9 protein-coding genes are annotated in these 23,163 nt (G+C 73.2%); 3 read left to right on the top strand and 6 right to left on the bottom strand.

Annotation, left to right across the window (positions count from 1 at the left end):
• Positions 1 to 18 precede the first annotated feature (18 nt).
• Positions 19 to 5,679, bottom strand: a complete 5,661-nt coding sequence (locus BUE29_RS14690; protein ID WP_073391211.1) for a GH92 family glycosyl hydrolase — start codon at positions 5,677 to 5,679, stop codon at positions 19 to 21.
• Positions 5,680 to 5,770: 91 nt separating this feature from the next.
• Here BUE29_RS14690 and BUE29_RS14685 point away from each other — a divergent pair, with 91 nt between their 5' ends.
• Both BUE29_RS14685 and BUE29_RS14680 read left to right on the top strand, forming a co-directional pair.
• Complete coding sequence (locus BUE29_RS14685; protein ID WP_073391210.1) at positions 5,771 to 6,793, top strand: LacI family DNA-binding transcriptional regulator; 1,023 nt, start codon at positions 5,771 to 5,773, stop codon at positions 6,791 to 6,793.
• 69 nt (positions 6,794 to 6,862) lie between these two features.
• On the top strand, positions 6,863 to 10,129 hold the full coding sequence (locus tag BUE29_RS14680) for a GH92 family glycosyl hydrolase (RefSeq protein ID WP_073391209.1): 3,267 nt from the start codon (positions 6,863 to 6,865) through the stop codon (positions 10,127 to 10,129).
• On the opposite strand, the gene BUE29_RS14675 is transcribed toward BUE29_RS14680, so the two are convergent.
• On the bottom strand, positions 10,126 to 11,973 hold the full coding sequence (locus tag BUE29_RS14675; RefSeq protein ID WP_084181274.1) for a putative nucleotidyltransferase substrate binding domain-containing protein: 1,848 nt from the start codon (positions 11,971 to 11,973) through the stop codon (positions 10,126 to 10,128). The two genes, BUE29_RS14680 and BUE29_RS14675, sit on opposite strands and share 4 nt — an antisense overlap.
• A 131-nt stretch (positions 11,974 to 12,104) precedes the next feature.
• Here BUE29_RS14675 and BUE29_RS14670 point away from each other — a divergent pair, with 131 nt between their 5' ends.
• Positions 12,105 to 13,685 carry an amino acid permease gene (locus BUE29_RS14670; protein WP_084181162.1) on the top strand — a complete coding sequence of 527 codons (1,581 nt, stop codon included), beginning with the start codon at positions 12,105 to 12,107 and terminating at the stop codon, positions 13,683 to 13,685.
• On the opposite strand, the gene BUE29_RS14665 is transcribed toward BUE29_RS14670, so the two are convergent.
• Genes BUE29_RS14665 through recC form a run of 4 tightly spaced genes read right to left on the bottom strand, consistent with a single transcriptional unit; the run spans position 13,682 to position 23,034 of the window.
• On the bottom strand, positions 13,682 to 14,533 hold the full coding sequence (locus BUE29_RS14665; protein ID WP_073391208.1) for a metallophosphoesterase: 852 nt from the start codon (positions 14,531 to 14,533) through the stop codon (positions 13,682 to 13,684). The genes BUE29_RS14670 and BUE29_RS14665 overlap by 4 nt on opposite strands.
• A complete protein-coding gene (gene recD / locus BUE29_RS14660; RefSeq protein ID WP_073391207.1) occupies positions 14,530 to 16,449 on the bottom strand; it encodes an exodeoxyribonuclease V subunit alpha in 1,920 nt (639 codons plus the stop codon). Before recD ends, BUE29_RS14665 begins: the two co-directional genes overlap by 4 nt.
• Positions 16,450 to 16,462: 13 nt before the next feature.
• Positions 16,463 to 19,750 (bottom strand): UvrD-helicase domain-containing protein, encoded by a 3,288-nt coding sequence (locus BUE29_RS14655; RefSeq protein WP_234971477.1) that lies wholly within the window; start codon positions 19,748 to 19,750, stop codon positions 16,463 to 16,465.
• Complete coding sequence (recC, locus tag BUE29_RS14650) at positions 19,747 to 23,034, bottom strand: exodeoxyribonuclease V subunit gamma (RefSeq protein ID WP_200800236.1); 3,288 nt, start codon at positions 23,032 to 23,034, stop codon at positions 19,747 to 19,749. Before recC ends, BUE29_RS14655 begins: the two co-directional genes overlap by 4 nt.
• Positions 23,035 to 23,163: the final 129 nt, after the last annotated feature.

Raw genomic sequence — 23,163 nt, 5'->3', positions numbered from 1 at the left:
GCCCTCTTGATCAACGCTCTACCGGTCGGTGCCGTGCGGCGTCGCCACGATCGCGAACGGGGTCCGGGCCCGCGGCGTCGACTGCGCCGCCGCGTTGTCGGTGCCCACGCTGACCAGCCGCCGGTTCGGGATCACGAACGACGTCGTGACGACGCCGTCCGGATTCGCCCGGGCCTGCCCCAGCGTGACCGTGGCCCCGTCGGCCGTGGTTGCCGACACCGTGACGACCCGGTTCGGACGGTAGCCGGTGCCGCTGGCCGTCACCCGCTCCCCCGGCGTGGCCGTGGTGGACGACAGCACGAGCGTCGAGCGCACCTGCGGGGCGTCGGCGGTGAGCACCGGGTCGGTCACCGAGGTGGTCGCCGTGGCCGGCGTCCTGGTCGACGATCCGGTGGCCGTCACCGCGTAGACGCCGGCGGCCGCGGCGGACGCGACCGGCACGGTGGCCGCGATACGCCCCGAGCCGTCCGCGGTGACGGTCGTGGTCGCCGCCCGCGGTGTCGCCAGCGCGACCGCCACCGTCTCCCCCGGCCGGAAGCCCCGGCCGGTGACCGCGAGCGACGTGCCCGGGCGGGCCGAGTCGCGCACCGACACGGTCTGCGTCGTCCGGTCGGCCACGGTGACGGTCAGCGCGGTGGTGTCGCTGCTCTGCCCGTCGGAGACCGTGACATGGACGGTGTAGCTGCCCGGCGCGGTCCACGTGTGCGAGCCGGTCACCGTGCCGTCGGCGCCGATCGTGGCGTCCGCGGTCGGCGACGCGTCACCCCACTGCACCCGGGCACTGCGATCGCCCGAACCACCGGTCGCCTTGCCCAGCGTCAGCGACGCGGCGCTGCCGGTGGTGGCGTTCGCGTCGTCGGCCGCCGTCGTGCGCAGCGCCGGCGCCGGCGTGCCGTCGTCGGCGATCGCGAAGACGTGCACGCGACCCTGGTCCTTCTCGGTGCCCGGTTGCTGGGGCATGACGACACCGGTCAGCGTCTTACCCGCCGTCAGCGTGATGGTCGGCGCGGCGAACAGGTACGGCTTCGCACCGTCCCGCCCGCCCTCGTCGAGCCGGTACTGCGTCGCCGCGACGGCCGTGTACCCGCTCGGCACCGCGCCGCCACCGCCGAGCGTCCAGTCCGGGAAGTTCATCGGGACGGACTCGCTCGACCCGTCGCTGTAGGTCAGGGTCGCGGTCGCCTTCTGGTCGCCCTCCGTGCCGGCACCGATGAAGGCGATCTTGGTGGCGTCCTTCGGCAGGTCGACCGGGATGGTCTGCCCGCTGCCCTTGGCGTTGTCCGGCGTGCCGGCGGCGACCGCCGGGAGCGTGAAGTGCAGCGAGGTCCCGGGCACGGCCACCGAGTCACCCTGGGCCGCACCGGCCGCCGCCAACGCCTGCCGGGAGTAGGAGTAGCCGCCGCCGTCGCAGTCGACCTTCACACCGTCGTCGGCGATGCAGACGCCGTCGAAGCCCGGCACGATCCCACCGGTGGCCGCCTTCGCGACCGTGATCCCGGCGAACCCGGTGGCCGTCCGGCCGCCGTTCGTGACGGTGACCGCCACCCGGTAGAACCCCGGCTTCGCGTACTCGTGGGTACCGCGCACCGAGTAGGAGTTGAGCTGGCCGGCATTGAGCGTGCCCGCCGACGTCGTGCCGTCACCCCAGTCCAGGGTCGCGCTGTAGTCGTCGGCCGTGCTGCCCTTGGCCGCGACGAACGTGCCCAGCGTCGCGGTCAGCGACGAGCCGGTGCGCGTGGTCAACGCCTTCTTCGTCGGCGTCACCGCGAGCGTGCCGCTGCCCGACGAGCCGGGCTTCACGAGCAGCTCGACCTCGGCCAGCGACGTCGTCCCGCCACCGGTGAACAGCAGCCGGTACTGCGTGTAGGCGCGCGGGTGCGCGACCGAGAACGGTCGGGTCTCGCCGCGCCACGGGAACGTCTGCCCCGAGCGCGAGTCCACCGTCGTCCACCGGCGACCGTTCGTCGAGCCCTCGAGCGTCCACGACGACGGGTCACCCTTGGCCGAGCCGGACGTCAGCGTGTATCTCGACACCCGCTGCGACGACCCGTTGGCCGTCCACGACAGCGTCGGTATCCCGTCGCGGAAGGTCGTCTGCGTCGTCGAGTCGTCGTCGGTGAGGGCATCGATGTCCTGGCCGTTGGCGGCGGTCAGCGTGCCGACACCACCGCTGGTCGCGTCCTCGTCCGGCTGCGGCGCCTTCGTGCCGCTCGTCGGCGAATCCGGGACGGCGTTCTTGCCCGTACCCCACGTCGACGGCGACGACCCCATCGTGAAGTCGACGTCGGTGACGCCGGCGAGCTCGGCCGTCGACACCGAGGTCGAGGCGTGCTTGCGGCCGTCGATCTTCAGCGACTGCACGTAGACGTTGCTCGTGCTGTTGTGACGGGCGTTGATCGTCAGGTCGCCGGTGCTGCGGTGCACGACCACCCGGTCGAACAGCGGGCTGCCGACCGCCCAGTTCGGCGAGCCGGACTGCAGCGGGTAGAGGCCCAGCGACGACAGCACGTACCACGCCGACATCTCGCCGTTGTCCTCGTCGCCGGTGTAGCCCTGGCCGATCTCCGACCCGACGTAGAGCCGCTGCATGACCTCGCGGACGAGCCGCTGCGTCTTGTACGGCTGCTGCACGTAGTCGTACATGTACGGGATGTGGTGCGAGACCTGGTTGCTGTGGCCGTACTGCCCCATGCGCACGGCCCGCGCCTCGACCATCTCGTGGATGACGCCGCCGTACCCGCCCGGCTTGTTCGCGAGCTCCGGCGTCGAGAAGAACGCGTCGAGCTTCTTCGCGAGCGCCTTGCGACCGCCGTAGAGGTCGGCCAGGCCCTGACCGTCCTGCGGCGCGTGGAACGCGAAGTTCCAGCCGTCGGTCTCGGTGTAGACGCCGCCCCACGCCTCGGGGTCGTACTCGTCCTTGCTCTCGTTGAACGAGCCGTCGGCCTTGCGGCCCTGGAAGAAGCCGACCGACTTGTCGAAGAGGTTGACGTACTGCCCGGCACGGTCGGCGAGGTACGCCGCCTCGTCGCGCAGCTGCGCGCGCCGCGCGGCGGGCACCCGTGGGTCCTTCGCGAGCTGGGCCGCCATCTGCGCCAGCCCCGCGTCGTTGATGTCACCCTCGAGCTGCCAGGAGACCGACTCGCCCGTCCCGGTGTCGGTGTACTTGCGGAACAGCGAGGTCGCGAGGCCCTTGCGCCCGACGCCGCTGGCCGACGGCAGGGTCGTCGCGTTCTTCAGCGCCGCCTCGTACGTGGCGAGCGGATCCTTCAGCTTCACGCCGCGCAGGTAGGCACCCGCGAACGCGACGTCGCTGCTCGTGCCCGTCATCAGGTCGGCGTAACCGGGCGAGGACCACCGCGCGACCCACCCACCGTCGCGGAACTGCTGCACGAACCCGTCGACGAGATCCGCGGCGACGTCCGGGTAAAGCAGCGAGTACGCCGGCCAGACGGTGCGATACGTGTCCCAGAAGCCGTTGTTGACGTACACCTTGCCGGCGAGCACGGCGGCCGAGGTCTCCGAGTCGCTCGGTTTGGCGTCGCTGCGCGGCGCGGTGGGGCTGGCGTACTTGTAGACCGGCGCGGCCGCCGTGCCGGTGTTCTCGAACTGCGAGTTCGGGTACAGGTTGAGCCGGTAGAGGCTGCCGTAGAGGGTGCGCAGCTGGTCGTCACTGGCACCGTCGACCTCCACGACGCCGAGCCGCTGCTGCCACGCCGCCGTGGCGGACTTGTGGATCGCGTCGAAGCTGCGACCGGTCAGCTCGAGGTCCGCGTTGCGCCGCGCCTGGGCGAGACTGATGAACGACGTCGCCAACCGCAGTTCGACCGTCTTTGCGCCGAACCGCGCAAACTGCGAGTCGGCGTTGCCCCCGGCGGCCGCACCGGTCGCCGTCGGCTTGCTGGAGAACGTGCCGGTGAAGAACATCCGGCTACGGCCCACCGAGAGGCCGCTGCCGTTGTCGACCCAGCCGTGCACGGTCCCGGTGGCGGGGTCGAGCACGAACGAGCCGTTCTTGTCCACGGTGTCGAAGACGAGCGAGCCCGAGTCGCCGGGGAAGGTGAACCGCAGCACCGAGCCGTGGTCCGTGGGCGCCATCTCCGTGTACAGCCGGTTCAGGAAGGCGACCTTGTAGTAGTCCGGGCGCGCGATCTCGCGGTCGTGCGTGAACGCGAGCGAGCGGCCGGTGGGGCTGCCCGTCGGCGTGGCCGACGCCGACGGCATCACCGACAGCTGATTCCGGTCGCCCATCCACGGGCTCGGCTCGTGCGAGACCGAGAAGCCCTGGAGCCGGGGCCGGTTCTCGGTGTCGTTGGCCTGCGCGTAGTAGTACTCCCAGCTGTTGGACGACGCGTCGGTGACCGGGGTCAGGAACGTGAAGCCGTTGGGCATCGCCGAGATCGGGAGGTTGTTGCCGCGGGAGAACGATCCGGAGGCGTTGGTGCCGCGACGCGTGTCGACGGCGTTGGTCAGCGTCGAGGTGTCGACCTGCTTGGGCTCGGGGTCGATCGTCACGTCGTCGACCCAGCCTGCGAAGTCGGTGTCGGCCTTGGCGTTGGTCGCGTCGTACGCGAGCAGGACGCGGTCGACGGTCTTCCCACGCGCCACCGACCCGATGTCGCTGCTCTCGCGGTTCCACTGGTCGACGTAGAGGATCTTGCCCTTGCCCTGCCCGCGCGCGGTCAGCGGAACGCCGTGCTGGTCGACGGGGCTCAGCTGGGAGAGGTAGGTGCCGTCGGTGAAGTGCAGGTCCACGGCGGCGTAGGTCGACGGGTAGGCCTCGTGGGAACCGGTGTCCTCGGGCAAGATGTCGTAGCTCAACCGCGTCCGCGGCCCCACCCGGACGTCGAGGCCCTTGCTGACCACGTTCGTCTCGTAGGCCCGGCCCGCCACGGTCTGCTTGCCGGCATAGCGGTAGGCGTGCAGGCCGGTGAAGCCGGCGTTCTGCTTGATGTTCAGACCGGCCGTCGGGCCGTTGCCCGTCGCGGTGATCATCGGCTCGGCGGTCGTGCCGCCCTGGGGGGCGGCGGCGAGATCGAGGTCGGCGAGCTGCAGCAGCGAGCCCGCGTGCGGTGCGCTGATCGCGAGCCGGTACCAGGCGTAGGACTTCGGGCCGGTCACGGAGTACGTGTTGCGCACGCCCCGGCCGGCGAACGTCTGCGCGTCCCGGGTGTCGAGCGTCGTGAACGTGGTGCCGTCGGTCGAGCCCTGCAGCGTCCAGGCCGCCGGGTCACGGTCGGGCGCGTCGTTGGCGGAGGTGAGGCCGTAGGTGACGACGGTGGCCGCCGCGGGCAGGTGGTAGGTCAGCGTGGCCGACGTCGCGAACGCCAGCCACTTGGTCTTCGGGTCGGCGTCGGCCAGGTTCTTCGCGACCTCGCCGGGCGGGTTCTCCGCCGACGCCGTGATCGGGGTGTCGGCGGCGACCACGCTGCCGGGCAGGTGGGCCGACGACGCCTCGATCCCCTTGCGGACGGGCTTGCCGTTGCGGCCGACCTCGACGGTGCTGGCCAGCCCCGCGGGCTCACCGCTCTCGAACGAGGTGCGGAAGGCGCCGGGCGCCGGGGCGGCGGCCGCCGCCGGAGTGACCGCGGCGAGCCCGGGGAGCAGGATCGCCGCGCCCCCGACGATCGCCAGTACCCGCTTCGCGCAGGTGGGTCGTCGCACTGCGTCGGTGCCGAACATGGCGTCCCCTTGCCGATTTTCCGGTCGCGCCCCGCTGCACGACGTCCGGGACCATTTCGCGGATTGACAGCGTTGTCAAGGTTTGGGCAGGATGCCCGGCGTGACCACTTCGGCGCGCTCCCGTCCCACGATGGACGAGGTCGCGCGCCTGGCCGGGGTGAGCCTGAAGACGGCGTCGCGCGTCTTCAACGGCGAGCCGCACGTGACCGAGCGGACCGCGGCGAAGGTCCACGCCGCGGCCGACGAACTGGGCTTCCGGCCCAACGTGATCGCCCGCGAGCTGCGCCGCGGTGCCCGCTCGACGTCGGTCGGCCTGCTCATCGCCGACGTCGCCAACCCCTTCTACGCCCGGGTCGCGCGCGGCGTGGAGCGTCGGCTGCGCCGCGAGGGTCTGCAGCTCGTCACCGCCTCCACCGACGAGGACGCCGACCTGGAACGTCAGCTCACCGTCGAGATGCTCGAGCGCCGCGTCTGCGGCCTGCTGCTGACCACGTGCCTCACCGATCACGCCCACCTCGAGGCCGAGCGCCGCCACGGCGTCCCCGTCGCGTTCCTGGACCGCCCGCCACACGGCATCACCGCCGACACGGTCGCACTCGACAACGCCGGCGGTGCCGCCCTGGCCACCCGACACCTGCTCGCGCAGGGGCACCGTCGCATCGGGCTCGTCGGCGACCTGAGCCGGCTGCCGACCCACCGGGAACGCGTCGCCGGGTTCGAGGCCGCGATGCACGAGGCCGGCATCGCCGACTGGCAGCGGTACATGCGCGCCGACTCACACGACAGCGAGTCCGCCGGTCGTGCCGCCGCCGACCTGCTGGCCCTGCCCGAGCCGCCGACCGCGCTGTTCACGACCAACAACCGGATCACCGTCGGCACGCTGCGCGCTTTGCGCGACACCGCGCAAAAACCCGCGCTCGTCGGTTTCGACGACTTCGAGCTCGCCGACCTGCTCGGGGTCACCGTCGTCAGCCACTCCCCCGAGCAAATGGGCGAGTCCGGCGCCGCTCGCCTGCTCGACCACCTGCACGGCACGCCCGGCGCCCCGCGCGACGAACGACTGCCCGTCCGGCTCGTCCCCCGAGGTTCGGGCGAGCGTCCCCCACCCCCCTAAGCCCACTTTTGGCGGCCTGACGCAGCATGCTGCGTCAGGCCGCCAAAACCGGTCCCGCCTGGAGGCCACATGTCCACAGTTCGCCGCGTCGTCGGTGCCGCGGTCGCCGCCGTCACGCTCGGCGGCGTCCTCGCCGCCACCGCGCCGGGCGCGATCGCCGCGCCGGCCGGCGGTCCGCTCACCGGTCTGGTCAACCCCTACATCGGCACCGAGAACTTCGGCAACACCTTCCCGGGGGCGAGCGCGCCGTTCGGGATGGTGCAGGTCAGCCCCGACACCGGCGGCCAGGGCGGTTACGACTACAAGGGCAGCAAGATCCACGGTTTCAGCCAGACGCACCTGTCGGGCGTCGGCTGCGGCGTCGTCGGCGAGCTGCCGATCATGCCGACGACCGGTGCCGTCACGACCGGCGACTACGACCAGTACTCGTCGGCGTTCTCGCACGACGACGAGCAGGCGACGCCCGGTTACTACCGCGTCGGGCTGTCGCGGTACGACATCGACGCCGAGCTGACCGCCACCGAACGCACCGGCTGGCAGCGCTACACCTTCCCCGCCGACGGCCAGCACAACGTCCTGCTCAACACCGGGCACGCCAACATGGCGGTGCAGACGTCCTCGATCCAGGTGGTGGACGACCACACGCTCACCGGCAGCGTCACCGACGGCGGCTTCTGCGCCGGCCACGACCAGCACACCGTCCACTTCGTCGCCACGTTCTCCACGCCCTTCGCCTCCTACGGCACCTGGCACGGCGACGCCCTCGACAAGGGGGCGAAGACCTCGTCCGGCGACGGCAACCGCGGCGCCTGGGTGACCTTCGGCGGCGACGCGAAGCAGGTCACGGTCAAGGTCGGGCTGTCCTACACCGGCGTCGCCGGCGCCACCAAGAACCTGAGGGCCGAGACCGGCACCGGCTTCGACTTCGACGCCACCCGCACCGCGCTCACCGCGCAGTGGGAGCGCCAGCTCGGCCTCGCCCGCATCAGCGGCGGCACCCACGAGCGGCAGGTCGCCTACTACACCTCGCTGTACCACGCACTGCTGCACCCGAACCTCAGCGGCGACGTCGACGGGAAGTACCGCGGCTTCGACGACAAGATCCACGCCGCGAAGGGGTGGACGCCGCGGGCGAACTTCTCGCTGTGGGACACCTATCGCACCCAGAACCAGCTGCTCGAGCTGCTGCGCCCCGACGTCGCCCGCGACGACGCGCTGTCGCTGCTGGCCATCGGCCGCGAGGGCGGCTGGCTGCCGCGGTGGGCACTGGAGAACAGCGAGACCAACATCATGACCGGTGACCCGATCACGCCGACGCTCGTCGAGCTGTGGTCCAAGGGCTTCCTCGCCGGACACGAGGCCGAGGCCTACGCGCTGCTGCGCAAGTACGCGACGCAGCTGCCGCCGAAGGACTCGCAGTACAACGGCCGCGCCGGCGTCGAGTACTACCGCAAGCTCGGCTACATCCCGTCCGGCCTCGACCAACGCACCGACTGCGTCTACCAGGGCGGCGACAGCGACTGCAACAACCCGTCGTCGGCCACCCTCGAGTACTCGGCCGCGGACGCCGCGCTGTCGGTCATGGCAAGGAAGCTCGGCCACGCCAAGGACGCGACGACGTTCGCCCAGCGGGGCCGGTGGTACCGCAACCTGTGGGATGCGCGGATCCAGCAGTTCCACCCCCGCAACGCCGACGGCTCGTTCCTCTCGCCCTTCGACCCGGTGAGCGGCAACGAGCAGTTCCACGAGAGCGGCGCCTACCAGTACACCTGGCTCGTGCCGCAGGACCCGGCCGGCCTGGTCGACCTGCTCGGCGGCCGCAAGGCGACCGAGCGGCGGCTCGACCGGTTCTTCGCCTACGACAAGCTGCTCGCCGACCCGGCCAGCACGATCGAGGACGAGTGGATCTCCTCGCCCTACGACTACTACGCGAAGTCGACCTACAACCCGAACAACGAGCCCGACCTGATCGCGCCGTACTTCTACACCTCGGCCGGCGCGCCGGCGAAGGCGGCGACCGTCGTCCGAGCCGCCTACCGGCTCTTCACCACCGGCCCGGACGGCATGACCGGCAACGACGACCTCGGCGAGATGTCGTCCTGGTACGTGATGAGCTCGCTCGGCATCTACCCGACGATGAGCGGCTCGGGCACGTTCGTGCTGTCGACGCCGCAGTTCCCCTCCACCACGGTCACGATCGGCAGGTACGGCTCGCGACAGGGCGGCACCCTGCGCGTCACCGCCCCCGGCGTCAGCGACACCGACCGCTACGTCTCGTCGGTCGCGGTGGACGGTGCGTCGACGTCGAAGACGTGGCTGCGCTTCGGCAGCATCGCGCACGGCGGCACGATCGACTACCGCGTCTCGGCCACGCCGGGCCGCTGGGGCACGCGGACCGCGGATGCCCCGCCGTCACTCGACCCGACGGCCGACGACGAGCGGGTCACGTTCGCGGGGACCGCCATGGGCGCAGCGGCGGCCACGGGTGCGCGGACGGTCGCCGTCACCGCGTCGACGGTCGGCCAGTGGCCCGGGGCGAAGATCGTGACGACCGCCGTCACGCCGCCGGCAGGGTGGCGCGCGAACCCGGCCCACTCCACGAAGTTCCTCACCTCGGACGGACTGCCGACGGCGCTCGACCGCACGATCACGCTCGACGTCCCGAAGGGGACGGCCGCGGGCAGCTACCCGGTCACGGTGACGATGCGCGCGTACGGCGTCCGCACCGTCACCAAGACGGTCACGGTGGAACTGCAGGACGTCACCTGCGCCGACGGCGCCGACTGCGCGCTCGACCTCGGTGCCGTGGCCGATCTCGACGGCACCGCCACCACCGACGCGCCGGACTCCGGCAACTTCGACGGCGGCGGGTGGAGTTACGACGCGGCGCTGCTGCCGGCGGCCGGTCGACACACCGCGGCGGGGACGTCCTGGCTGCTGCCCGACCCGACCGGCACGGCCAAGAACTTCGTCACGGCTCGCCGCCAGCAGCTCGCCGTCCCGGCCGGTGCCTACGCGACGGCCCGCGTGCTCGGCGCGGCGCACGGCGGCGCGCTCAGCTCGACGGTGACCGCGACGTACACCGACGGCACGAGCGAGGAGATCCCCTTCGCGTTGAGCGACTGGGCGTCGTCCTCACCGGCGACGGGCAACAGCGTGGCCGTCGCGATGGCGCACCGCATCAAGACCGGCCAGGGCGTCGACGGGCCGCCGGTCAATCTCTTCGCGGTGGGCATCCCCCTCGACGAGGGCAAGCAGCTGCAGTCGCTGACGCTGCCCGGCGGCGGCACCGGCGAGATCTACGCCGTCACGCTGGCCGGCAACGCCGGCAACTAGCGCTGGCGCTCCACCACCGACCACTCGTCGGTGGGAACGTACTGCGCGACGTTGTCCATGCGCTTCTGCACGGCCGAGATCTCGCGGACGGCCTGGCCGATGACGCTGCGGTCGATCGGCGAGAGGCGGTGCATGGTCACGATGTCGGACGGCTGGTGGTCGCGCTCGCGCTGGGACAGCTGATGGCGCAGCCGGATGCGCTGCAGCACCTCGAACACCTCGACGAGCACGTCTGCGGAGTCGTCGGGCAGCATCGGCGACCCCGCCGCCGCGCGGAGCCGCTCGGTGGTCTGCAGCTCCGAGGACCCCACGCTCAGCGCCGCCCATCGGGCGATGTTGACGATGGGCACCAGCGCGTGCGTCTTGACGTCGAAGGTGCCGCCGCGGCGCGCGAGCACGTCACGCACCGAGCGCAGCTTGGCGCGCTGCGCGAGCGACTCGGTCAGCAGCAGCCGCATGGTGCCGGGGTGCGAGCGCAGGTCGGCGAAGACGCGGGTGACCGCCGGCAGTCCCGGGTCGCCGTGGATCGCGCGGCCGTCGACGAGCAGCGACGTCATGATCGCGCCCTGGCCGGCGACCGGATCGGCGAGCCAGTCGCGCGCGGCCTGCCGCCACTCCCCGTTGTCGCGGCTGAAGGGCGGCCGGGACGCGGTGGCGCCGTGGGTGTCGATGCCGAGCCCGGCGGCGGCGATCACCCGCTCGACCTCGACGAAGACCTTGCGGTAGCGCTGCCGCTCCGCCTCCTCGACGTCGCGGGCGAACGCGACCGCGGAGTCGAGGTCGGAGCTGAGGACGGCCTCGCGCCGGCCGCTGCTGCCCAGCGACAGCCAGGTGAAGGCGTCGAGGTCGAGATCCGGGTGGTCGGCGAAGCTCAGCACGAGGGCGCGGCGCACGATCGCGTCGACGGTGGCGCTGTAGACCGCCAGCACCTTGCTCGTGGGCAGGCCACGGGAGAGCAGGTCGGCCACCATCGCCGGCACGCGGCGGGCGCGCTCGACGAGGTCGTCGGTGTTCGCCGCGCGGGTGAGCTGTTGGCGCAGCGCCACCCCGGCGGTCGTGGACGACACCGCGAAGTCGCTCGGCGCGGCGGCGCCGCGCAGCCGGCCGTCCCGGTCGACGACGAGCACGAAGTCGGCCTGCCGGTCGAGCAGCATGATCAGCGCACCCGCGGCCGAGTCGCCGCTCTGCGTCGTCAGGGCCGGGTGCGCCATGACGTCGCCGACGCGGGTGTCGGCGGGCAGGCCGGGGACGATGAGGTTGCGGCGCAGCACGGTGTCGGTGATCAGCCCGTAGGTGCCGTCGCCCACGTCGACCGCCGCATAGCCGGTGTCTCGCTCGGTCATGGCCCGGGCGACGTCGTCCACGTGCGCGTCGGGCCCGACGACGATGGGCACGCGGGTGATGAGCTCGTCCACCACGCCGTAGGACGGGTCGCCCACCGGTGCCCGGCGCGACATGCTCTCGGCGAGGAAGCGGGCGCCGCCGCTGGAGGAGAACGCCGGCTCGACCGCCGACGAGGGCAGCACCGCGACCGTCGTCGCGCCGACCGCCACCGCGCGCGGCCCGACCGAGCGGCGGGTGAGCAGGGCGGAGAAGCCGAAGACGCCGCCCGCGGTCAGTCGCTCGTCGGGACGGGCGTTGTCGCGCGAGTTCCACAGGTCCACGTGGCCGTCGAGCACCACGTACAACTCCTGGCGCGGATGCTCGAAGGCGTCCACGATCTCTGCGCCGTCGCCGTACGCGGCGATGCGGGCGGCACCGGCCACCTCGGCGAGGGTCTCCGGCGGGAGGTCGTCGAAGGGTGCGTGACCGCCGAGGAAGCTCGCGAGCCCGGCTGCGTCCATGCCGTCCATGGTGCCAGCGTGACGGGGCTGTACGGCACGGCACGCACCTGACACGATGCGGTCACCGCACCGAAACCCGGCATTACGACGCTGTTGTGAGTGACCGATAGGTATTGGGAAAGAGCGAAGCCATGACGAAGCCCGAAGCAGGCAACGGCGAATCAGGCAACAGCCTCGACGCCGAGCAGGTCGGCTACAAGCAGTCGCTGGGCCGCCGGCAGGTGCAGATGATCGCGATCGGCGGCGCGATCGGCACCGGCCTGTTCCTCGGGTCGGCGAAGAACCTCAACAGCACCGGCCCGGCGTTGGTGGTGAGCTACGCGATCGTCGGCGTCGTGGCCTACCTGCTCATGCGCGCGCTCGGTGAGCTGGTGCTGCACCGGGCGACGTCGGGCGCGTTCGTGTCCTACATGCGCGAGTTCTACGGCGAGCGGGGCGCCTACGTCACGGGCTGGATGTACTGGCTGAACTGGGCACTCACCGGCATCACCGAGCTGTCGGCGGTCGCGCTCTACGTGCAGTCCAAGGCCGAGAGCATGCCGAAGTGGCTGACGGTGCTGATCGCGCTCGCCGTCGTCCTCGTGATCAACCTGCTGTCGGCGAAGGCGTTCGGCGAGTTCGAGTTCTGGGCATCGATCATCAAGGTCGCCGCCATCGTGCTGTTCCTGGTCGTGGGCCTGGTCTACGTCATCGGCGGCATCCACCTCGGTGCGCATAAGGCCGGCTTCTCGAACCTCTGGGAGAACAAGGGCGGGTTCTGGCCGACGAACGGCGACTTCCACTGGTACGGCCCGCTGCTCGTCATGTCCAGCGTCATCTTTGCGTTCGCCGCCATCGAGATGGTCGGCGTCGCGGCGGGCGAGATGAAGGACTCCCGCACCGAGGTGCCGAAGGCCGTCAACGCGGTGGTGTTCCGGATCGGCGTCTTCTACGTCGGCTCGATCCTGCTGCTCGTCAGCATGCTGCCCACGAGCTCCTACGCGGCCGATCCGGAGAAGCCGCAGAACAGCCCGTTCGTCACCGTCTTTAACGAGATGGGCCTCGGCTGGGTCGGCAACGTGATCCTCGCCGTGCTGATCGTCGCCGCGATGTCGTCGCTGAACTCGGGGCTGTACTCCACCGGCCGCGTGCTGCGCAGCCTCGGCGTCTCCAAGCAGGCGCCGCAGTTCACGCTGAAGATGAGCGACTCGGGCGTGCCGTGGGCCGGCATCGTGATGACCTCGGTCGTCTACGTCTTCGGCGCGATCCTCAACGCCGTCGACCCGGATGCGTTCGAGACCGCGCTCGAGGCGTCGTCGATCTGCGTCGCGTTCACGTGGGCGACGATCTTCGCCTGCCAGCTGCGGCTGCGCTTCCTCGTCAAGCGAGGAGTGATCGAGAAGAGCCCGTTCCAGATGCCCGGGTCGCCGTACACGAGCTACTTCGGGTTGGCGTTCCTCGTCCTGGTCATCGTGCTGCTCGCCATCTCCGGCTGGCAGTCGGCGCCTGACTTCCTGGACAAGACCGACTTCCTCGTGGTCGTGCTCGGCATCCCCATCATCGCGGCCCTGCTGGCCATCGGTTGGCTCGTCGTGCGCAAGAACGTCCTCGCCAACACCGACGGTCACCTCGAGGCGTCGTGGGACGCCAACGGGCCGACCGCCCGCAACAAAGGCGGCGGGTCGGCGGCGGTATCGGCCGAGGAGGCCGACGACACCGCGGCCAAGGCCTAGCTACGGACCCCGGCGTCGTCGAGCACCTCGGCGTCGTCGAGCACGAAGGCGCGCCACGGGGTGCGGGGCTTGGCGCCGTGCCCCGGGTCGACACCGACGATGCGCCCGCCCGGCATCGTGACGATCTCGACGGCGGCCTCGCCGTCGACGGTGACGAGCGTGGTGACCTCGTCCTCGCCGCGCAGCCGATCGTGCTTCCAGTCCATGACGGTGGAGTGGCCGTGCACCTGGCCGAAGGGCAGTTCGACGCCGAGCCAGCTCGCGACGAGCTCGCTGGCCGCCGCGGCCCACACCGGCCCGGCGGTGTGGTCGGCCTTGCCGCCGCCGAGCATCTGCCCGGCGGCGAACAGGACGTCGTCGTGTCGCCCGGCGAAGGAGTTCAGCGCCGCGGCCGCGAGCCGCGCCTCGCCGGGCCGGTCGAGGGCGCGCTTCCAGAACCCGGCGGTCAACCCGGCGTGGGTGACGAGGAAGTCCTCGGCGTCCGCGCCGTGGCCGGCACGAATCGCCACGGCCGGCACCATCGCGCGGGCGTCCCACCACCCGGCGAGCGTCTCCGCCGCCTGGTCGTCGATGTGCTCGGGCCAGTCGAACGCGGGCTCGCGCAGGTACTGGGCCTCGTGGTTGCCGACGAGCTGGTGCCACCGGCCGGGCTGGGTGCCCAGGTAGTGGTCGACGAGCGCGACCACGCCCTCGCTGTCCGGACCCCGGTGGACGAGGTCGCCCACCTGCACGACGGTCAGGTCGTCGGGGAGCCGGTCGTCGCGGGCGCCGAGGCGCGCGAGCTCACGCTCGAGCTCGCCGCGGTGCCCGGCGAGGTCGCCGATGACCGCCACCCTGCCCCGTGTCATCCGTCGAGGGTGGCACGTCCCGTCGTGGTCGGGGCGGGCGGCGTGCCGAGCCGCTCGCGCAGCCCCGTCGCGCGGGCGATGGGGCGCCGCACGCACGTGAGCACCGACTCGGCCGACCCCACGAGCAGCACGCCGCGCGCGGCCCGGGTGACGGCGGTGTAGAACGTCTGCCGGGTCGCGAGCGGGGACGCCGCGAACGGCAGCAGCACGGTGACGTCGTCGAACTGGCTGCCCTGCGCGCGGTGCACCGTCATCACGTGCAGCGGGCGGACCTCGCCGAGGCGGACCAGCGGCAGCACCACCGGCGCGCCGCCCCGCCGGAACGCGGCGGCGAGGTCGTCACCGGCGCCGCCGCGGGCGATCACGATGCCGGTGTCGCCGTTGTACAGCCCGGTCTCGTAGTCGTTCTCGGTGACGAGCAGCGGCTGCCCGGCGTAATGGCCGTCGCCGCGCGCCGCGGCGTCGAGGTCGGGTGCGAGCCAGCGGTCGGCGAGCTCGCTCCAGTGCCGCACGCCGCGGGGGCCGGCCCGGTGCGCGCAGAGCACCCGATGGCGTTCCAGGGCGTCGAGCGCGCGTTCGGCGTCGCCGGCTCGGGCGGCGGCGATGGCGGCGCGCTCGTGTCCGGTGACCGCGACCTGGACGGCGGCAAGGGCCGGGCCGGTCACCGGCTCGTCGTCGGCGACCTCGTGGAAGACGACGCCCGGCGGCCCGGAGCGCAGCAGGGCGAGCGCGTCGTCGGCGGCACCGGCGCGGACCAGCGCGGCCAGCTGGGCGATCGGGCCGCCGGCGTCGAAGCGGTGCACGGTGCGCAGCCGCACGACCGACTCGCGCAGCGGCGCCGCCGGCGCGTCCGGGCGGGTGTCGTCGGGCAGGCCGTCGGTCGCGGCGGCCAGTGCCGCGCGGAACCCCGCGGTGAGCGCGGCCTCGTCGTACGGGTCGACGAGATCGCCGAGCACGGCGCCGGCCTCGACCGACGCGAGCTGGTCGGGGTCACCGACGAGCACGAGCCGGGTCGCCGGGCCGAGCGCCTCCAGCAGCCGGGCCATCAGCGTCAGCGACACCATGGAGCTCTCGTCGACGATCACGACGTCGTAGGGCAGGTGGTTGTCGCGATCGTGACGGAACCGGCTCGCTGCCCCCGGCCGCCACCCGAGCAGCCGGTGGACGGTCGACGCCGACAGCGCGCGCAGGGTGTCGGCATCGGCGGGCAACCGGGCCGCGGCGGCGTGGACGGCCTCCTCGAGCCGGGCGGCCGCCTTGCCGGTGGGCGCGGCGAGCGCGATGCGCAGCGAGGGCCCGAGCCGGCGGCGCAGCACCGCGATCAGCTGCGCGACGGTCGTCGTCTTGCCGGTGCCCGGGCCGCCGGCGATGACCGCGACCCGCGACAGCGCGGCCACCGCGACGGCGAGGCGTTGGTCGTCGCCGGTGCCGGAGGCGGGGAACAGCGCGTCGAGGTCGCCCCGCAGTGCGGACGGGTCGATGTCGTGGGGACGGTCGGCGCTGCGGCGCAGCAGGTCCTCGGCGACCTGGACCTCCTGCTGCCAGTAGCGGTCGAGCCACAGCCGGCTGCCGACGAGATGCAGCGGCGGCCCACCGGCCGACCCGGTGACGAGCGGGCTGGCGGCGCACGCGGCGGGCCAGTCGGCAGCGGCGGGCCACGGCAGCTCGACGTCGAGGTCGGCCGCGTCGTCCGAGTCGGGTGCCACGGCCTCGGCGGCGTCGGCGAGGTCGAGCACCACCGACCCCTGCCGGGTGCCACGGACGGTGAGCGCCGTCGCCAGCAACACCCGCTCGTCGGTCTCGCCCACCAGCGCCCCCAGCCGCTGCGCGACGTGGACGTCGGCCGGCGCCAGCACGCCGGCCTCGGCGAAGCTGGCGAGCAGGCCGTCCGCCCGCACCGGGATCAGCGCGGTCACGCCGTCGCCCCGGTCATGCCGCCACCCCGGTGGCGAGGACGTCGGAGAGCTCGACGACCAGCGCGGCGGGCGGGCGCCAGGCGAACACGCCGGGCACGGTGCCATCGGCCGCCACCACGCCGGGCCCGCACATACCGCGCAGGAACAGGTACAGCGCGCCGCCGAGGTGTCGCTCGGGGTCGTAGTCCGGGAGTCGCCAGCGCAGGTAGCGGTGCAGCGCGACGTCGTAGAGCAGCGCCTGCAGCGGGTAATGCGCGTGCAGCATGGCCTCGGCCATCGCGTCGCCGCGGTAGTCCCACGCCGTCAACGGGCGTTCCAGGTCGCCCAGCCGGTTGGTCTTGTAGTCGACGATCACGTAGCGACCGTCGACGCGCAGGACGGCGTCGATGCTGCCGTTGAGGTAGCCGCGCAGCACACCGTCGCCCACGAGCGGATCGGTGAGCATCTCGGCGTAGGAGGCGAGCGGGTCGTCGTCGGACAGGTGCTTGCGCAGTGATTGCGCGACGTCACGCAGGAGGCCGAGGCCGTTGGGTCGGTCGCCGCCGCGCAGCGGCAGCTCGAAGCCCAGCTCGACCAGGCGGTCGGCCGGGGCGACGTCGGCGAGCGTCCGGTCGCCGGTGAGCCGGCCGAGCGGGGTGCGCAGCGACGGGAGCAGCGCGTCGGTGAGCTCGGCCACCGGGACGTCGGCGGGTCCGAACCGGCGCACCTGGTCGGCGACCTGCGCACGCAGTTCGGCGGGGAGGTCGGCGGCCGTCGTGTCGAGGCCCTCGAACACGGCGTGGACGAGCGTGCCGAACGCCGTCCCGCCCGGCAGCGCGTCCATCGGCGAGGGGATCTCGCGCAGCGTCGCGTCACCGAGGCCCACCGGTGTGGGCGTCTCGGGCTCGTCGTCCTTCTCCTCGATCTCGGCCTCGGTGCTGATCGGCGGCGACTCGTGCACGCCGCGGGTCAGCGCGCTGTAGGAGGTGCGGCGCCAGTCGGTGTCGATGGCACGGCCGAGCAGGGCCACCTCGAGCGCACCCGCCCCCGCACCGCCGCTGTGCCAGCGGCGCGGCTCGCGCGGCTCGACCTCGGTGACCGACAGGCAGCCGGCGACGGCGCGGGCGGCGAGGCGCGCGAGCGCGACGTCGGCGGCGGGGACCGCGGTGAACTCGGCGATCTCGCGGGCGGGGTCGTCGGCGAACAGCAGGCGGTGCAGCGGCGAGCACTGCGCGTTGCGACCGGGCGCCCACCAGGCGGTCACCTGGGCCTGGGCGCGGGTCATAGCGACGTAGAGCAGCCGGAGGTCCTCGCCGAACTGCTCGCTCTTGTCGCGCCGCTGCGCGTCGCCGAAGCCGGGGCCACGCCGCCCGCCGACGCTGCGGACCCGCCGACCGTCCGGGTCGTGGTAGAGCGGGATGGGTGGGTCGAAGACGAAGCGGTCCCACCCGAAGGGCACGTGGACGATCGGGAACTCGAGCCCCTTGCTCGCGTGCACGGTGACCACCTGCACCGCGGCGGCGTCGGAGTCGAGGCGGCGGCTGCGCTCGCTCGCCGAGTCCTCGTCGGACTCGTCCACCCGGCGGCGCAGCCATTCCAGGCTCGCGGTCAGGCCGAGCCCGTCGGTGGTGGCGGCCGCGTGCAGGGCCTCGCCCACGTGGCGCAGGTCGGTGAGCCGCCGCTCGCCGTCCTGCTGCGCCAGCAGTCGGGCGGGGACGCGTTCGTCGCGGCTGACGGTCTCCAGCAGCGCGGCGATGCCCCGGTCGGTGAGCACGCGCAACCAGTGCCGCAGGCGTAGGCCGAGGGCGTCGACGTCGCGGGTCTCGAGATCGGCGGCGTCCCACCCGACGAACGCGGTGACGGCGAGCCGTCGCACCCGGACGGCGCGGTGCGGCTGTTCGAGGGCTTCGAGCAGGACGATCCAGTCGCGCCCGGCCGGCGTGCGGAACACGCTCGACGTCGTGCGCTGGACCGCCGGCACCCCCACGGCGACCAGCGCGGCATGCACGAGGTCGAGTTGCGTGCCGGTGCGGGTGATGACGGCGATGTCGCCCGGCCGGACGGGGCGGGGCGGCCCGTCGCGCGGCGTCAGGTGCGTGCCGCTGTCGAGGAGGTCGACGATCTCGGCGACGACGTCGGCGGTGACCAGGTCGCGCGCCTGCGCCGCCGGCAGGTTCTGCCGCTCGCGCAGCGCGCGGATCCGTACCGGCGCGCCGTCGGCGGCGAGCGAGCGGCCGGGGTGCCCGGCGGCCACCGGCGTGACCACGATGCGGGGATCGCCCAACGAGGCGCCGCGGAACAACGCGTCGAGGCCGGCCAGCAGCTCGGGGTCGCTGCGCCAGTTGCGGCCGAGGGTGGCCCGGTGGTCGGCCAGCTCCGCCGCGCCGAGGTAGGCGTGCACGTCGGCGCCGCGGAAGGCGTAGATGGCCTGTTTCGGGTCGCCGATGAGCGCCAGCGTGGCGTGGCCGTGGAAGGCGAGGCGCAGGATCTCCCACTGCACGGGGTCGGTGTCCTGGAACTCGTCGACCAGCACCACCCGGTAGCGCGCGCGCAGCCGCTGGGCTGCGGCGGCGCCGGTGCTGCCGTGCGCGAGCGTGGTGCGCAGCCGGGTGAGGATGTCGTCGAAGCTGAGCAGCTGCCGCGCCCGTTTGCGTCGTTCGACCTCGGTGCGGACGGCATCGGCGAATCGGCGGCGGACGTCGGCGTCGGAGTCGGCCGACGCCGCCACGGGTACGAGCTGCGCCTGCGCGTCGCGCACCACCGCGCGGGCGAGTTCGAGCGCCTCGCGATACGTGACCTCCGGCGGCTCGGCGCCGTCGCGCGCCCACTTGCGCAGGTAGAGGTCCTGGGTGACCTCGACGGTGAGGTCGTCGAGGTTCTCCACGAGCGTGGCCGAGGTGTCGACGTCGCCGGCCGTGCCGAGCCCGTGCAGCACCTGATGACAGAACTCGTGGGTCGTCGCGACGGTGGCGGCGTCGAAGGAGGCCAGCGCCTCGGTTAGCCGGCGTCGCCGGGCGGCCACCTCGACGTCCGACCCGGTCGCGAGCAGTGCGAGCAGCTCGTCGGCGGATGCGCGGGCGGCGGCCGCGTCGCCGAGCCCGTCGCGCGCGGACACCAGCCGGTCGCGGACCCGCTCGCGCAGCTCCAGGGTCGCGGCCCGGCCGAAGGTGATCACGAGCAGTTCGTCGAGGCGGACGTGGCCCGCCGCGACGTAGCGCGCGACCAGACCGGCGATCGTGTAGGTCTTCCCGGTTCCGGCGCTGGCCTCGAGCACGGTGGTGCCCGTGGGGAGCGGACCGAGCAGGTCGAAGGTGGCGGTCACGGCGACACCTCGACCTCGGCGGCGAGCAGCGGCGTCCACAATCGCCGGGCGAGGACGGCGAAGCGGGTCGTCTCGTCGGGGAAGCCGGTGTCGTGCTCGGCGGTGAGCCGGGTCCACGACCGGCGGCCGTCGAACACGAGCTGGTGCTCGGGCTCGGCGTTCTCGTGATCGCCCCAACGCGCGTTGTCCCAGGCGTCCTGCGCGGCCTGCCGGGCGTCGGCGACGTCGTCGCCGCGGTGCCGACGTTGGGCGTACTCGGCGGAGGAGACCAGCGCCATCGGGAGCGGCTCACGCAACCCGGCATCGCGCAGCGCCACGATCTCGGCGAGCACGTCGCGCGCGGTGTGGACGTCGACGCCGCCCAGGATGGCGCGCTTGGCCCCGCCGGTGCGGCGGCCGACGGTGACCGACTGCCACGTGGGGTCACCCGTCCCGGCGACGAGCGCGAGATGGCGCACCCAGGCGGCGAGGCGGTGTCGCGGCGCGAGCCGAGAGTAGACGACGTCGAGCACCGTGCCGCCGCGGACGCCACCGATCGTGCCGGAGACCGCGCGGCCGTCGTCGAGCCTGGCCGTGACGTCGACGGTCCGTGGCGCGGTCGCGCGTTCCAGTGCGCACGCGGCGAGCAGGCAGTCGACGTTGGCGCCGATGTCGCGGAGCAGGGCGCGGCCGAGCTGGCCGGGAGGCAGGTCGCCGCGACGTCCCTCGATCTCGACGCAGTCGGCGGCGGTGGCACCGTGCAGGCACTGTCGCAGCACGCGGTCGCCGACGGCCCACGACTCGAGGCCGTCCAGCCCGACCGGCAGCGCATCGCTCGGATCGTCGTCGTCGTCCCACGTGCTGATGCCGAGTCGTTGCCGCAGGAATGCCCGGGCGGGGTGCTGGACGAAGCGGACCAGGTCGTCGAGCTCGACGTCACCGCGCGGGGCCGGGTCGAGCGGTTGCGTGACGAGCGGGGGCGGCGGGTGACGCACGCCGGCCGCGGCGCGGGCGCCGTCCAGCGCGGCGGGGTCGAAGGAGAACGGGTCGCCGGCGGCGAAGTTGCGCGGGTCGAACGGTTGCAGCGGATGCCGCACCACCACCTGGTCGCGGCCCCGCCGGCCGTCCGCGGTCTGCGCGGTGGCGTCGACGGCGTCCAGCAGCTCGCCGAGCGGGACGCACGGGGGCACCTCGGCACCGCTGCGCGGGTCGGCGCCGGTGTAGGTGACGACGAGGTGTTCCTGCGCGGCGCACAGGGCGTCGAGGAAGAGCTGACGGTCCTCGCTACGGACGTCGCGTTCGCCGGTGCGCGGGGCGCGGCGCAGCACGTCGTCGCCGTCGGCGACGCCGTGGCGCGGGAAGCGGCCGTCGTCCATGCCGATGAGGCAGATGACCCGGTGCGGCACCGAGCGCATCGGGACCAGCGTGCACACCGTGAGCGTGCCGGTCCGAAAGCTCGCCCGGGTCGGTCGGCCGTCGAGCCGCGAACGCAGCAGGGCGGCGACGTCGGCGCGGCCGAGGCGCACGTCGGTGTCGGTGGCGGTCTCGGCGACGTCGTCGAGCTCGCTGCGCAGTTGCACCCCCTGCCACGCCTGTACCGGGTCGCCGATGTCGAGCACGGCCGCGCCGAGCACCGCGGCCCACTCGGGCACGGTGTGCCGCTCCGCGAAGGTGCGCACCGCGGCGTCGACCCGGGTGACGAGCTCGGCGAGGCGGCCGGCGAGGTCGATGTCGCCGCTGTCGACGTCGTCGAGCGGCAGGACCGATCCGATCCAGCGACCGTCCTCCTCCATCGCCACGCCCAGCAGCAGCCGGTCGACGGCCGCACGCCAGGTGCCCTGGCCGAGACCGCCCAGGCCGTACGGCGCGCGGTGGTCGGCGTCGAGCCCCCACCGGGCGTTGGTGGCGGTCGTCCAGCCGCGCAGCCGTTCGATGTCGTCGTCGGTGAAGCCGAAGCGGCGACGGACGGGCGGGGTGCCGGCGAGGTCCAGCAGCTGGGTGGCGGTGACCCGCTCGGCCGCGAGGTCGAGCAGCTGGTCGAGCAGGCCGAGCATGGGGTTGACCTGGCGCAGCGCCCGGTCGGCGAGCCGCACCCGCAGGTGCGCGGCGGGGTGGCCGCTGGGCTCGTCGGTCATCCCGAAGGCGGCCGAGACGAGCGGGGCGAACGTCTCGACGTCGGGGCACATGACGAGGATGTCGCGGGGTTCGAGGGTCGGGTCGTCGCGGAGCAGGCCGAGCACGATCTCGCGCAGGACCTCGACCTGGCGGGCAGGGCCGTGGCAGGCGTGCACGGCGAGGCTGCGGTCGGCCGGCCCGAGGATCGCCGGCCGCTCGGGCACGACGTCGTCGGCCAGCTCGACCTGCAGCCGGCCGAGCAGGTTGGCCGGCCGGGGCGGCACGGGGTGATGCACGCCGGACGCGGTCGGCAGCAGCTGCTGCAGTTCGCGGACGTCACGCGAGAGCGACGCGAGCAGCGGATTGGCGACGAGGGCCGCGCCGCGGTCGGCGGCGCGCAGGCCCGGGCCGGGTTGTTCCCGCGCCACCGCCTGCCACAGCGCGGGCGAGGGATGGTGCAGCCACAGGTGGAGCTCGCGCCCGGCGGCCAGCGCGTCGAGGACGGCGACGCGGGCCGGAGAGATGCGGGTCGTGCCGAAGATCGAGAAGCGCGGTGGCAGCGCCACCTGCTGGGGGTGCTCCCGCAGCCGCGCGCAGGCGTCGTCGAGGAGTTCGGCGGGGGACGGCCCGAGCTGTTCGCGCAGGCGACGCCAGAGCTGCGGTTGCCAGCGGAGGTCCGCCGGCAGCGGCGTGCCGTCGCCCTCGTCGTCACGGCCGGCCAGCCATGCCGTGAGCATCGCGGGGCGGCTGCGGGCGTACCGGGCGAAGTGGTGCGCGACCTTGTTGGCGACGGCGAAGCGGCGGGTGGGGTCGCCGGCCAGGTGCCCGGCCAGCGCCGCCGCCCAGGGCTCGCGGTCGACGGCGGTGTCGACGATCGTCAGCAGCGGCCACACCGCGCGTTCGGCCGACCACCGCTCGACGCATTCGGCGTAGCTCTCGTCGGCCGCGGCGATGGCGTCGTCGAGCACGCGGTTGGACGAGGGGAACTGCACGTTGGCGCAGATGCCGTCGTCGTCGACCGCCCCCAGCACGTGGCTGAGACGCTGCGCCAGCCACCGTTCCACCCCCCGGCTCGGCACGGCGACCACCTCGGCGGCGAAGGGGTCGGCCAGCGGTTGGCGCAACAGGTCGCCCAGCGCCGACACGAGCGGATCGGCCCGCTCGGATCGATGGATCAGCAACCCCGTCACGCTCGCGATCATAGGAAGTGCGGCCGACAGTTCTAGTCGCCGCCGTGGGGGTTGGGGACGAGGACGGTGTGGGCTTGTTTGACGGTGATGGTGGCGTGGGCGGGTGGTCCGGTGATGGTGCCGGGGATG

It is taken from the genome of Jatrophihabitans endophyticus (genome assembly GCF_900129455.1).
Taxonomy (GTDB): domain Bacteria; phylum Actinomycetota; class Actinomycetes; order Mycobacteriales; family Jatrophihabitantaceae; genus Jatrophihabitans; species Jatrophihabitans endophyticus.
The sequence above is the reverse complement of the archived record's forward strand: the minus strand, read 5'-3'. Positions and strand labels throughout refer to the sequence as shown.

Excerpts from the sequence above, each read along its gene's own strand:
- BUE29_RS14680 (WP_073391209.1), top strand. The coding sequence starts at position 6,863 with ATGTCCACAGTTCGCCGCGTCGTCGGTGCCGCGGTCGCCGCCGTCACG.
- BUE29_RS14665 (WP_073391208.1), bottom strand. The coding sequence starts at position 14,533 with ATGACACGGGGCAGGGTGGCGGTCATCGGCGACCTCGCCGGGCACCGC.
- BUE29_RS14675 (WP_084181274.1), bottom strand. The coding sequence starts at position 11,973 with ATGGACGCAGCCGGGCTCGCGAGCTTCCTCGGCGGTCACGCACCCTTC.
- BUE29_RS14690 (WP_073391211.1), bottom strand. The coding sequence starts at position 5,679 with ATGTTCGGCACCGACGCAGTGCGACGACCCACCTGCGCGAAGCGGGTA.
- BUE29_RS14670 (WP_084181162.1), top strand. The coding sequence starts at position 12,105 with ATGACGAAGCCCGAAGCAGGCAACGGCGAATCAGGCAACAGCCTCGAC.
- BUE29_RS14685 (WP_073391210.1), top strand. The coding sequence starts at position 5,771 with ATGCCCGGCGTGACCACTTCGGCGCGCTCCCGTCCCACGATGGACGAG.